Source organism: Flavobacterium sp. TR2, from assembly GCF_025252405.1.
Lineage (GTDB): Bacteria > Bacteroidota > Bacteroidia > Flavobacteriales > Flavobacteriaceae > Flavobacterium.
Genome location: NZ_CP104307.1, coordinates 301,410 through 315,025, shown reverse-complemented (window position 1 = coordinate 315,025; position 13,616 = coordinate 301,410). Strand labels below are relative to the sequence as shown.

Annotated in this window: 13 protein-coding genes; all 13 read left to right on the top strand. The window is 30.8% G+C overall.

The window, feature by feature from the left end:
• Positions 1-8 precede the first annotated feature (8 nt).
• On the top strand, positions 9-887 hold the full coding sequence (locus tag N4T20_RS01495) for an FkbM family methyltransferase (protein WP_260671393.1): 879 nt from the start codon (positions 9-11) through the stop codon (positions 885-887).
• The gene (locus tag N4T20_RS01490; RefSeq protein WP_260671392.1) at positions 868-1,872 is read left to right on the top strand and encodes a glycosyltransferase family 2 protein; all 1,005 of its coding nucleotides are present in this window, start codon (positions 868-870) and stop codon (positions 1,870-1,872) included. The genes N4T20_RS01495 and N4T20_RS01490 overlap by 20 nt, the downstream gene beginning before the upstream one ends.
• On the top strand, positions 1,872-2,891 hold the full coding sequence (locus N4T20_RS01485) for a glycosyltransferase family A protein (protein ID WP_260671391.1): 1,020 nt from the start codon (positions 1,872-1,874) through the stop codon (positions 2,889-2,891). The genes N4T20_RS01490 and N4T20_RS01485 overlap by 1 nt, the downstream gene beginning before the upstream one ends.
• Before the next feature lie 5 nt (positions 2,892-2,896).
• Positions 2,897-4,003, top strand: a complete 1,107-nt coding sequence (locus N4T20_RS01480) for a glycosyltransferase family 4 protein (RefSeq protein ID WP_260671390.1) — start codon at positions 2,897-2,899, stop codon at positions 4,001-4,003.
• A 68-nt stretch (positions 4,004-4,071) separates the two neighbouring features.
• Positions 4,072-5,118, top strand: coding sequence for an N-acetylneuraminate synthase family protein (locus tag N4T20_RS01475; protein ID WP_260671389.1), 1,047 nt, complete (start codon positions 4,072-4,074; stop codon positions 5,116-5,118).
• 66 nt (positions 5,119-5,184) lie between these two features.
• Positions 5,185-6,342, top strand: a complete 1,158-nt coding sequence (gene neuC, locus N4T20_RS01470) for a UDP-N-acetylglucosamine 2-epimerase (RefSeq protein ID WP_260671388.1) — start codon at positions 5,185-5,187, stop codon at positions 6,340-6,342.
• Between the two features lies 1 nt (position 6,343).
• Positions 6,344-7,042 carry a cytidylyltransferase domain-containing protein gene (locus N4T20_RS01465; RefSeq protein WP_260671387.1) on the top strand — a complete coding sequence of 233 codons (699 nt, stop codon included), beginning with the start codon at positions 6,344-6,346 and terminating at the stop codon, positions 7,040-7,042.
• Positions 7,008-7,976, top strand: a complete 969-nt coding sequence (locus N4T20_RS01460) for an NAD(P)-dependent oxidoreductase (protein WP_260671386.1) — start codon at positions 7,008-7,010, stop codon at positions 7,974-7,976. The genes N4T20_RS01465 and N4T20_RS01460 overlap by 35 nt, the downstream gene beginning before the upstream one ends.
• A gap of 101 nt (positions 7,977-8,077) precedes the next feature.
• Entirely contained in the window at positions 8,078-9,511 is a 1,434-nt protein-coding gene (locus N4T20_RS01455) for an MBOAT family O-acyltransferase (RefSeq protein WP_260671385.1), read from the top strand.
• The gene (locus N4T20_RS01450) at positions 9,511-10,395 is read left to right on the top strand and encodes a hypothetical protein (protein ID WP_260671384.1); all 885 of its coding nucleotides are present in this window, start codon (positions 9,511-9,513) and stop codon (positions 10,393-10,395) included. The genes N4T20_RS01455 and N4T20_RS01450 overlap by 1 nt, the downstream gene beginning before the upstream one ends.
• 1 nt (position 10,396) lies before the next feature.
• Complete coding sequence (locus tag N4T20_RS01445; protein ID WP_260671383.1) at positions 10,397-11,794, top strand: CDP-glycerol glycerophosphotransferase family protein; 1,398 nt, start codon at positions 10,397-10,399, stop codon at positions 11,792-11,794.
• 4 nt (positions 11,795-11,798) lie between these two features.
• Positions 11,799-12,449 (top strand): CatB-related O-acetyltransferase, encoded by a 651-nt coding sequence (locus N4T20_RS01440; protein ID WP_260671382.1) that lies wholly within the window; start codon positions 11,799-11,801, stop codon positions 12,447-12,449.
• A complete protein-coding gene (locus N4T20_RS01435; protein WP_260671381.1) occupies positions 12,449-13,606 on the top strand; it encodes a glycosyltransferase family 4 protein in 1,158 nt (385 codons plus the stop codon). The genes N4T20_RS01440 and N4T20_RS01435 overlap by 1 nt, the downstream gene beginning before the upstream one ends.
• Positions 13,607-13,616: the final 10 nt, after the last annotated feature.

The window sequence follows — 13,616 nt, the reverse complement described above, 5'->3', positions numbered from 1 at the left end:
GAATTACTATGAGAAAATCGATTTATGGGCTAGCTAATAAACTAGGCTTCAAAATTCAAAATAAAAACAGAGAAAGAAAAAGAAGAATAAAGCATTTAAGTTCTTTTTGTAATTTAGTTGTCAATTATGAATTACTTGTAGATTCATATGACTCTATAAAGAACTTAAAAATTAAATTTCCAGAATTTAAAATAGAAAGAATAAATGATGGTTTTTTGGTTTTTTTTGATAATCAGAAGTTTATAATTCATACGCGAGAAGAATTTTTTATTTTAAATGAAGTGTATATTTCTTTGGATTATGAATTTTTTACACATAAAGATGTGATTTTGTTTGATATAGGAGCAAATGTTGGTTTATCAACACTCTTTTTCTCTAAAAAAGAATATATTAAGCAAATTTATTCATTTGAACCTGTTGAAGAAACTTATGTCCAAGCCAAAAAGAATTTTCAGCTTAATCCATTGCAGAGCAATAAAATTACTTCATACAACTTTGGATTAGCGGGAGAAGATAAAGAGGTGGTTTTTGTATTTGATAATGAAAGAAAAGGTAGAAGTGGTTTGCGTCAAGGCCAAAATGATTTAGCAAATAAGGTACTGACGAAAGTTGTCTTAAAAGATGTTTCAAAAATTTTAATGCCAATTATAAAATCGAATCATGATGTGAGTTTTGTTGTTAAAATGGATTGTGAAGGTGCAGAATATGAAATTTTTGAAAATATGATGAAGGGTGAAATATTAAACCATATAAGTATATTTATGATTGAATGGCATGATAAAGGAGCAGATGAAATTAATTCGATTTTGATTAGAAATAACTTTACGGTTTTTAATAATTATTTAACCCCAGTATCTGGAATGATTTATGCAGTTAAACAGTCATAATAAAATTTCAATAATAATTCCTACTTATAATCGAGTAGATGTACTAGTAGAAACTCTAAATAGTGTATTAGGACAAACCTATAAAAATTGGGAATGTATCATAGTTGATGATGGTAGTGAAGATAATATTTCTGAGGTTTTAATTCCTTATTTAAAAGATTCAAGATTTAAATTTTATAATAGACCACCTGAAAAGAAAAAAGGAGCTAATTCGTGCAGAAATTACGGTTTTGAAATGAGTAGTGGAGAATTCATAAAATGGTTCGATAGTGATGATATTATGCTTCCTGATTTCTTACAAAAGCAATGCAATTATTTAGAGCAAAATAAAAACCTAGATTTTTGTGTTTGTTTATCTGAGACTTTTATAGAGGGAACTGATAAAACATATATTAATAAAGCAAATAGAAATGCTTCTGATAATCCTATTAGCTCGTATCTTTTCAAAAATCATTTTTTTTTAACTGCGGCGCCTTTATGGAGAAAGGAATTTTTAAGGTGCAATAATTTATTATTTGATGAAGAGCTGTCAAATAGTGATGAGTCAGATTTTCATTTTAGAGTTATAATTTTAAGACCAAAATATTATTATTCAGATGATATTCTTTATAAAGTTAGAAGAGGTAATATGAGTATAACTCAAGACAAAAAAAATCTTCTTCCTACTTTATATTCAAAAGTAAGATTCTTTAAAAAAGTGGAATTAGAAATAAAAAAAATTAAGATAAAAGATGAAAATCTAATTTATGATTATTTATTATCTCGACAGCTTAATTTATTTTATGAAATTCAAAAAATAAATAAAAGATCTATAATTGAATGTTGCCATGATTTTAGCCAATTGTTTTTTCTTTTAAAAAAAAGTCGTATTTCTATTTTTCATAAAATTAAAATTCTAGTTGGTTTTTTACTGGTTTCATTTTTTGGAAAAGGATATCAATTAATTTACTTTAAGGTTAATTGTAGAGAGTTAATCGAGAACTGATGCGAATAGATTTTAACCCAAATAAAGATAAACAGCGAGAGCCGAACTATTTTTTTCATCAGGTAATTATCCCTATTTATATACCAAATTTTAATGGATATTTTAGAGAAAGTTTTCAGATTCTAAAATATTGTTTGGAATCTTTATTGAAGACAGCCCATTCTAGAACATTTATAACTTTAGTTAATAATGGAAGTTGCAGAGATGTAGTTGATTATCTAGATGAATTGTACCGAATTGGAAAGATACATGAAATTATTCATACTTCTAATATCGGAAAACTTAATGCTGTCTTAAAAGGTATTTCGGGTCATGATTTTTCTCTTATAACGGTGTCTGATAGTGATGTTCTTTTTTTAAATGATTGGCAGGAAGAAACCTATAAGGTTTTTGAAAATTTTCCTAAAACCGGAGCGGTTTGTCCAACTCCTTCTTCACGTTCTCTCAAAAATTATACATCTAATATTTGGTTCGAGTTATTTTTTTCAAAATCGCTTTATTTTTCAAAAGTTAAAAACCCAAAGGCCTTAAAAGCGTTTGCTGAAAGTGTTGGGAATTCTAGATTTTATAATGAGGCACATCTCGAAAAATACCTTACGGTTTCTAATAAAAATAGTAGAGCAGTAGTTGGAGCAGGACACTTTGTTACGACTTATAGAAAAGAAGCTTTTGAAAAAAATAATTTGAAATATTCAGATTTCGTCCTTGGAGGAGAAAGCGAAAAGAAATTGTTAGATTTACCAGTCATTAGAAAAGGAATGTGGAGACTTTCTACAGAAGATAATTTTGCATATCATTTAGGAAATGTAGAAGAACAATGGATGAAAGAAGTTTTAGGTGCTTTAAAATCAAATAATTATGTTGATGAGAAACCAATTATTTTGAAAAATATTAGAACCTCAAAATTTGAATTTTTTATAAAAAACACAATATTTTCAAGGATCATTGCACAAAAGAAGATTTGGAGGTATTGTATAAAATATAAAGGACTTTCAAGCAAGGAAGCTGCAAAATATTAATAAAAATGAATGAGTCAATAAAAGTTATTCTAATATCTCAAGTGGCTCTTCCTTATTCAAAAATAGGAAGTTGGCCAGCATTGTATAACAATTATCTGGAAAATGACCATAAATTAGATTATATTGTTTGCCCTGAAACAAGCAAAAAAAATAATTCTATACAATATTATTTTGTTCAGGAAACTTTTCTGGACAAATTGCAGCAAAGAGTATTTAAGCGTAAAAATCAGCAATATCTTAGGGCTTTAGCTAAGATTATTCAACCAAATGAGAAATACATAATTCAGATTATTGATAATTATGGAATGGTGGAGCCTGTTCATGATTATTTGGTTTCTAAAAAAGTTTTAACCAATTGTTATATCCATTTTTTTTATCATGGATTTTCTCCATACATTAAATCAAATTCAGGAATTAATTTTTATGATGTTATAAATGAATTGACCGTTTTAACTTATGATAGTTATAAGGAACACAAAAAAAAAATAAATGTTTTACCCTGCCATTTTTCTGTTCTTCATAACGGTATAGATACTACAAAGTTTAAAAAAGCATCTATTGTTGAAAGAGAAGACCTAAGAAAAAAAATTCATGTAGAGAATAAAAAAGTCTTTATTTGGTGCTCACAAGATCGGCCGAAGAAAGGATTGCACATTATTTTAGAAGCATGGGCAAATATCTATAATTCTCAAAAGAATATAGTTCTGCTAGTTATAGGATGTGAGAGAAAGGACGAAATTGAGGGCGTCAAGTTTTTAGGAAGAATGCCAAATGATGAATTATCAAATTACCTTAAAGCATCAGACTGTTATCTTTTTTCAACACTTTGTCAGGAAGGTTTTGGGCTTAGTTTAATTGAAGCCTTGCACTGTGGTAATTATTGTATAGCATCGGCAATGGGAGGGGTACCCGAAGTTTTGCAATATGGGAAATTAGGTAAATTAATAGAAAATCCACATTTTGTTTCGGAATGGGTCGATGCAATAAATGATTTTTTAGCAGGAAAATTTGTGACTCCAGAAATCCCTAATGATTTGTATTCTTCGGAAAAATGGAATATTGGAATGAATGAAATCATTGAAAAAGCAAGACTAAGATTAGCAAGTAAATAATTATTGGACAATCAATGGCAATATCAATTGTCAAGGTGTCATTTTAAACATGAAAATAGATTGGAAGAATGAATCCATCCATAAAAACAGAAAACAATAAGGTGAAATCAAATTTGCAACCATTTATTATTGCCGAAATAGGTCAGGCGCATGAAGGTAGCCTTGGAATTCTACATTCATATATAGATGCTTTGGCTCAAACAGGTATTGATGCTGTGAAATTTCAGATGCATATTGCTGAAGCTGAAAGTAGTGAGCATGAACCTTTTCGGGTAAAATTTTCATTGGAGGATCAATCAAGATTCGATTATTGGAAACGAATGGGGTTTTCCTTAGAACAATGGAGAGGCATAAAAAAACATTGTGATGAGGTAGGTTTAAAATTTATTTGTTCTCCTTTTAGTAATTTGGCAGTTGATTGGTTAGAAGAACTTGGAGTTGAACAATACAAAATAGGTTCTGGAGAGGTTAATAATTTTCTGATTTTAGAAAAAATTGCGCATACAAGAAAACCTCTAATTTTATCATCAGGAATGAGTTCATTTGGGGAACTAGACAAAACTGTTGAATTTTTAAAAGAAAGAAATGTGGAGTTTTCCATTCTCCAATGTACTACTTCATATCCAACCAAACCTGAACAATACGGATTAAACGTAATTGAAGAATTGAAAAAACGCTATAATGTGCCCATTGGTTTTTCTGATCATTCAGCAAAAATAGAAACATGTATAGCTGCGACTTCTTTAGGAGCAAGTATTTTGGAATTTCATGTCGTTTTTGATAGGGCAATTTTTGGACCAGATTCAAAATCTTCATTAACTATTTCCGAAACAAAAGAATTAGTGTCGGCAGTAAGAAATATTGCGAGCGCAATTTCTAATCCTATTGATAAAAACGATAATCAAAATTTTTCTTCGTTAAAACAAATTTTTGAGAAATCATTGGCTGTAAATAAAGATCTGCCTAAAAATCATATTTTGACTTTTGGTGATTTGGAGTCCAAAAAACCAAAAGGTTTTGGAATAGATGCTTTGCGATTTCAAGATGTAATTGGAAAAACCTTAAATAAAGATTTAAAGCAGTGGGATTTCTTAAATGAAAAGGATCTTTTTTGAAACTAGATTCCTTAGTAAACTTAAAATTCTTTTTTATCTCGCTTTGCTAAAATATAATAATTAAAAATGCAAAAAAGAAAAATAGCTGTTGTGATTACGGCACGTCCATCTTATAGTCGCGTAAAAACAGTATTGTCTGCGATTCAAGAACATCCTGATTTGGAGTTGCAATTAATTATTGCAGCATCAGCTTTGTTAGATCGTTATGGTAGCGCAGTAAATTATATCGAAAAAGATGGTTTTGTGATTGCTGCTAAAGTTTTTAATGTGTTGGAAGGAGAAAACCTAACCGCAGCGGCTAAGACTACTGGAATAGGAATTTTGGAGCTATCTACCGTCTTTGATAATCTAAAACCAGATATCGTTGTAACTGTTGCTGATAGATTTGAAACAATGGCAACCGCTATTGCTGCATCGTACATGAATATACCTCTTGCGCATATTCAAGGTGGCGAAGTGACAGGAAATATAGATGAAAAAGTGCGTCATGCCATAACAAAATTAGCGGATTATCATTTTGTTGCTTCAGAAAGTGCTAAGGAAAGGGTTATAAAGCTTGGAGAAGATAATAAAATGGTTTTTAATACAGGATGCCCATCAATTGACTTAGCCTCAGAAATAAGAAATAGCAAAAAACTTTCATTTGATCCTTACGAAAAATACGGTGGCGTAGGAGCAAAACCTGATTTATCTAAAGGCTATTTGGTGGTCATGCAGCATCCTGTAACAACGGAATATAAGGATTCTAGAAAACATGTAGAAGCTACGCTTGAAGCGGTGTACAAATTAGATAAACCTACATTATGGTTTTGGCCAAATGTAGATGCAGGAGCAGATGGAACGTCAACAGGAATTCGTGCTTTTAGAGAACAACATCACTTGCCAAATGTTCATTTTTTTAAGAATATGGAAGGTAAAGATTTTTTGCAGTTGTTAATGCATAGCGATTGCCTGATAGGAAATTCTAGCGTGGGAATACGTGAGTGTGCTTATTTAGGAGTTCCTGTAGTAAATATTGGCTCTCGTCAAAACAGAAGAGATCGAGGAGGAAATAGTGTAGATGTTGATTACTCGCAAGAAGAGATAGAAAAAGCCATTGTAGATTCTGTTCAGAAAGGAAAAATTGTTTCATCTCCGATTTATGGAGATGGAAAAGCAGGCATCAAAATAGCAGAATTATTAACAAAAGTCCCTTTGCAATTTCACAAAACAATAATGTATTAACATGAAAGTTCTAGCAGTGATTCCAGCCCGAGGAGGTTCGAAAGGAGTACCAGGGAAAAATATTAAAGAATTAGGAGGGAAACCATTAGTTGCGCACGCAATAGAATGTGCTGTTCAGTCTAACTGTGTGTCTAAAATTGTGCTGTCAACTGATGATGAAAAAATTGCTGCTATTGGCAAACAATATGATATTGATGTCCTGAATAGGCCTGCTCATTTAGCTGAAGATAATAGCAATGTTGTAGAAACTGTAGAGCATATAATCAAAGAATATGATGAAGATTTTGATCTTATAGTTTTATTACAGCCAACATCACCATTAAGGACTTATGTTGATTTGAATAATATTGTTAATCTGTTAATTGATAGAACAGAAATTGACGGTATAATTAGTGTAGTGCCAATGAATGATATACATCCGGCAAGAATGTACAATCTGATGGAGAATGATGAATTAACTCCATTAATTGGCATTGGGGAAAATGTGAGAAGACAAGATTTGAAACCTGTATTCTATAGGAATGGGTGTTTTTATGCTGTTAGAACTAAAGCTTTTGTATCACAAAAAAACTTTATGGTTGAAAAAAAATTAGCTTATGTTATGGACCCAGATTGGTTGGTTAATATAGATACAATAAGAGATTTCAAATTAGCAACACTTTTATATGAAGACTGGAAAAAAGAAATTATTAATAACTGAATCTGATAACTTTAGTAAAAAAGCATTAGCAATTTTAAACGAGGCCTTTGAAGTAAGGTCTGTAAAAATAAAAGATCGAGCAGAATTGAAACTTGAGATTTCTAGTGTTGATGTTATTTTTATAAGGTTAAGATTTGTAATTGATAAAGAAATTTTAGATCAAGCAAGTAACTTAAAATATATATTAACTGCAACAACAGGACTTGATCATGTAGATGTCAATTATTTTGAAAATTTGGGAGGTGAAGTAATTTCACTAAAAGGTGAAATAGATTTCCTAAAAAGTATACCATCGACAGCAGAACATACATGGGCATTACTACTTGCGTTAATGAAAAAAATTCCAAGTTCCTTTGAACATGTGAAAAATGGAGGATGGAATAGAAATTTGTTTATTAATACGAATCTAAAAGAGAAAAAAATAGGCATTTTGGGCCTAGGGAGAGTTGGCGTACAAGTTGCTGATTTTGCGAAAACTTTTGGAATGGAGATTGGCTATTTTGATGTTAAAAATGTAGAGAGTGAATTTTTGAAATTTACTACACCTAAAGAGATGTTTAATTGGGCTGATATTATTTCGATACACATTCCATTTTCTTTAGAAAATGAAAATTTTATTAATAAAGAACTATTGTCTTTTGTAAAAAAAGGAGCATTATTAATCAATACATCTAGAGGAGGCATTTGGGATGAAAACGAAATAGCGAGATTAATTAAACTTGGTGCTATTGGTGGTGTTGCATCAGATGTTTTGCAAGATGAATTAAAAGAAGAAAAAGTAATATTGAATCCCTTGGTTGATTTAGCTAAACAAAATTTTAATGTTATTATTACGCCGCACATAGCGGGAGCAACTAAGGAGTCTATGGAAATGACAGAAGAGTTTATAGTAAAAAAGCTCCTTTTAAAAGGGGATATTTTTTCTGATTTATAGTTTTTATAGCTAATAATATTATAAAAAATTAATCATTAGCTTTGCGCGCATTTATAGATACTTTAGCATTTTAAAAATACAATCCAACTTTAAGAATATTTATGTTTTTTAACTCTATAGCTTTTGCTATTTTTCTGCCAATCGTTTTCTTCTTGTATTGGTTTGTTTTTAATAAAAACAAAAGCACGCAAAATGCATTGTTAATTGTTGCGAGCTATTATTTTTACTCTTGCTGGGACTGGAGATTTTTATTCTTACTGGTTTTTTCAACCTTTCTAGATTATTATACTGGAATTCAAATTGAAAAAGGAAAATCTCAGAAAAGTCGAAATTTTTGGTTTTGGCTTAGTATCACGGTGAATTTGGGCTTTTTAGGAGTATTTAAATATTATAATTTCTTCGCTTCTTCTTTTGCAGAATTATTGACTTCAGTTGGATTTAAAGCAAGTCCTATTCTGCTAAATGTTATTCTTCCCGTTGGAATTTCGTTCTATACATTTCATGGACTTTCGTATGTAATTGATATCTATTTTAAAAGAATAAAAGCGGAGTATAATTTTGTTGATTATTCGTTGTTTGTGAGTTATTTTCCACTTCTTGTCGCTGGACCTATAGAAAGAGCAACACATTTATTGCCGCAAGTTAAGGTAAAAAGAGAGTTCAATTTTCAGACAGCTAAAGAAGGTGTTTATCAGATCATCTGGGGGTTAGTTAAGAAAGTGGTTATTGCAGATACTTGTGCACCTTATGCAAATGCCATTTTTGATAATTACACTTCAATGAATTCTTTCTCTCTTATGGTAGGGGCGATTTATTTTGCTTTTCAAATTTATGGAGATTTTTCAGGGTATTCTGATATTGCCTTAGGAGTTTCAAAACTATTTGGTTTAGATCTGTTGCGAAACTTCAATTATCCCTATTTTTCAAGAGATATAGCCGAGTTCTGGCGTCGTTGGCATATTTCACTTTCTTCGTGGTTTCGAGATTATTTGTACATACCGTTGGGAGGAAGCAAAGGCGGGCTTTGGATGAAAATTAGAAACACTTTTATAATTTTTGTAGTTAGTGGTTTTTGGCATGGTGCAAACTGGACCTATATCGCTTGGGGATTTATAAATGCGGTTTATTTTCTACCCTTACTTTTATCAAACAGCAATCGAAACAACATGGATACCATTCAATTAAAATTCAATTTTGATTCTGTAAAGGTATTTGCTAGCATATTATATACGTTCACATTAACTTGTATAGCATGGGTCTTTTTTAGGGCGAGAACGATATCAGATGCAGTTTCATATCTCAAACGCATTATAACAAGTAAAGATTTTAGTTTTCAGTATCTCGATAACGAACGTTATAGTTATGAGCTGGTATTGATGATTGGAGTGTTTGTTTTAATCGAATGGAATAATCGTTCAAAAATAGAACCGCTTTCAGGAAAAAAGAGCCTCTTAAAAACAGCCTTAGCCATTTTAGCTATAATGGCTTTTGGAACTTTCTCAGATTATAAAGAATTTATATACTTTCAGTTTTAATGAAGAAATTTTTAATTTATACAGGTACAATTGTTTTAATGACTGTGTTAATAGCATTTTTATTAGACGGAATCTATACCTATGCCTTTATGCAATCTAATAAAAGAGGAAAAATTGAGAAAGTTTTCAATTCTGATGCTAAGAAGTACGATGTTGTGATTCTTGGGTCTTCAAGAGCAAACAATCATTTTGTGGCTCAAATGTTTGAAGATAAAGGACTGGAAACATTTAATTACGGGATGAGTGGGGGGCATTTATTTGAGGCAGCATTAATGCTAAAATTAATGATTGAAAGAAAATACGAAATCAAAAATGTTATTCTCGAGGCTGACTTAAATCTTTCTAATGATCATCAAGCTGAAGGAATTTCTGCTAGATTCTTGCCATACATTCATAACTCAGAAATCATAAAAGATCATTTCTCTAAAGAATCAGATTTTAACGAGCTGTATTATGTTCCTTTTTATAGATATATCAAATACGACAGTAAAATTGGATTTAGAGAATTTTTTTTCATTTCTGTCGGCAAAAAAACTAATGCACAAGATAATTTAGGATATTATCCTCTCGAAAAACATAAAAATGGCAATATGAAAAATAATATCGTCAATTTGAACCCATTAAATAGGAACAAATATTATGAAGAAATTAGAAATATTTGCAAAGAACATCATATAAATTTTATTTCAGTAATGACTCCTATTTGTGAAAATACTGCCGGAATGAATTATTTTGAAAAGGTTAAAAAAATCTATCCAGAAATTCATAACTATGAAAATGTAGTGGTAGAAGATAAATACTTTTCCACTTGTGGACACATGAATGATGCAGGGGCAAAGATTTTTACAGCAAGGATATTAAAAGATTTTTTCGCAAAAAAATAAAATGAAAAAAGACAAGGTTTTATTATTGTTTCCAGATGGTGTTGGAGTAAGGAATTATCTTTATTCCAATGTATTTAAAGATTTTCAAGGAGATTTAGTTCTCTTCCATAATTTCGATTCAGAAACTATAAAAGCAATTGAAGAAAATACTCCGATAAATGAAGATATTATAATCCCAAATTATAAGGAGTCTGTCAAAGAAAAGTTTCTTCGCGAATTGATATGTCTTTCAAGATTATATTACAATGAATCAAAGGTTAATAATTCAACATTGCTAGCAAACTGGAAGTGGGAACAAAAATCATTTTCGAAAAATATTTTTTACAAATTAATTCAGATTATAGCTCCATATTGTAAAAGTTACTCTAGTATTTTAAAGCTTGAAAAAAAATATCAGCAAGCTATCCGCAAAAATAAGTTTTATAAAGAGGTTAAAGATATTTTAGAAGAAGCCAAACCTTCGGTTGTTTTTTGTTCTCATCAAAGAGCATTAAAGGCAGCCACAATTTTTAGCGCTGCAGCAGATTTGAATATTCCCACAACCACCGTTATATATTCTTGGGATAATTTACCAAAGGCACGTTTGGCATTACGAGCTGATAATTATTTGGTTTGGTCAGATTATATGAAAAACGAACTGAATCTGTATTATCCAGAAATAAAACCAAAGCAGATTCATGTTACAGGAACTCCTCAATTTGATTTTTATGGCGATTCAGACAATATAATTGATAAAGAAGTTTTTTATGAAAAGTATAATCTAGATCCTAATAAAAAAATTATTTGTTTTTCGGGCGATGACACAAAAACATCTCCAGATGATCCAAAATATTTAAAAGATATAGCAGAAGAAATTTCGAAGGCAAATTTGCAGCATGAATATCAGATTTTATTGAGACGATGCCCAGTTGATTTTTCAGAAAGATTTGATAGTGTTGTACGTCAGTATAAAGATTTAATTAAACAAGCACCACCTTTATGGTATTTCAGTAAATCTAAAGAATGGAATTCTGTTTATCCAACTCTAGAAGATGTCAAGTTATTAGTAAGTACAGCATTTTATTGTGATATTGTTGTAAATGTTGGTTCTACAATGGCTTTTGATTTTGGGATGTTCGATAAGCCTTGTGTTTTTATTAATTATGATCAGGAAGAAAAAACAGTTGATGATTGGTCCGTAAAAACAATTTACAATTATCAACATTTCCGAAGCATTCCAAATGCTGATGCAGTTATTTGGTTGAATGGAAAACAGGAAATCGTTGATAAAATTATTTTTAGAAAAGGATGGGAATCACTTGCATCTCTGAAAAAATGGTCCGAAATTTTAATTGGAAAAAATTATAACAAGGCATCGATTAATATTTCTAATAAGCTAGAGACATTTTGTAAAAAATAATGCTATGATTAATACTATAAGAAAAATGTTTTGGCGCCTCTTAGGAATCAACTATTATTTTTATTTAAAAGGAAGACATCATGTCTATTTAAAAGATGCGAAGTGGGCCGACATCGGAAGTAAGACTTATGATAATGGTGCTTTTGTTTGGAAATGGTTTAATGGTTCTTCATTGTCTATAGGCAAATATTGTTCTATTGCAAATGATGTGAATTTTGTATGTGATTCGGGTTACCATACAGAAAGTGAAATTACATCTTTCCCTTTGTTTCATGAAGTTTTAGAAAAAGATGATAATGTAATAATCAATAAGACGTCATACGTCACAGGAGAAATAACACAACAACTAAAGCCCTCAAAAAGCGGTATCATTGTGGGTAATGATGTCTGGATTGGAATGAATGTAACCATTTTGCCTGGAGTAAAAATTGGCAATGGGGTTACAATTCTGGCAGGAGCCGTTGTTTCTGAAGATATTCCAGATTATGCTATTGTTGGCGGTGTACCGGCAAAAGTAATTCAGTTTAAACACGATAAGGATAAAATTGAAGCTCTAAATAGAATTTCTTGGTGGGACTGGTCTGAAGAAGAAATTAAATTGAATGTGAATGATTTTTATTTGACAGTGGATATTTTTATTAAAAAACATTCATAATGCATATCTGTTTCTTAACTAATGAATATCCAAAGGAAGGATTTCCACATGGAGGAATTGGCAGTTTTGTCAAGACTTTGGCTCTGGCATTGGTGAAAAAGGGATTTAAAGTTTCTGTCGTCGGAATTAATTATACATTGGAAACCGAAACTCAAAATATTGAAGGCGTAGATATTTATCGATTAAAGCCAAATAAGACTAAAGGGTTGTCGTGGTATTTCAATTTTAAAGCGATCAATTCCAAACTTCGAGAAATTCATAAAGAGAGTCCCATTCAAATTATTGAATCTTCTGAACTTGGCCTTGCATTTATTTCTAAAATAAAAGCTGTTAAGTATATTATTAGGCTTCACGGCGGGCATCATTTTTTTGCAGAAAGTGAGAAAAGAAAGATCAATAAATGGAAAGGCTTTCAGGAAAAAAGATCATTTAAGAAAAGTGATGGCTTTGTTGCTGTTTCTCATTATGTAAAAAATCATACGGAGAATTATTTAAGTTACCATAATAAACCTATAGCTTACATAAGTAATCCTATTGATACAGAATTTTTTACTCCAATTGAAAGTAAACAAGAACATGAAAGCAGAATCGTTTTTGCTGGTACAGTTTGCGAAAAAAAAGGTGTGCGCCAATTAATTCAATCTTTTCCATTTGTTAAAAAAGAATTTCCAAATGCGACTCTTGAAATTTATGGTAGGGACTGGTTTTTTCCTGATGGGAGTTCTTATATAAAAATGCTTAAAGAAAAAGAAATTCTGCATCTAGGCAAATTAGCAGAAGATATTCATTTTCATGGAGCAATTCCTTCTAAAGAAATACCAGAAGCATATTCTGAAGCTTCAGTATGTGTGTTTCCTTCTCATATGGAAACGCAAGGTCTTGTAGCTCCCGAGGCGATGGCAATGCAAAAAGCCGTAATTTTTACTAAATATGGTCCAGGCCCAGAAGCTGTTGAAGATTTTGTTACGGGACTTTTATGTGATCCATATAGCCCAGAAGATATAGCTCAGAAAATTGTTTGGGTGCTTTCTAATAAAGAAAGAACAAAAATAATAGGAGAAAAAGCACGTGAATTTGTATGCGGGAAATATGGATTGAATGTGATTGTAAGTCAAAATATTGATTTTTTCGAATCCTCGGTAAATTTTTCGAATTAAAGAAATTAAA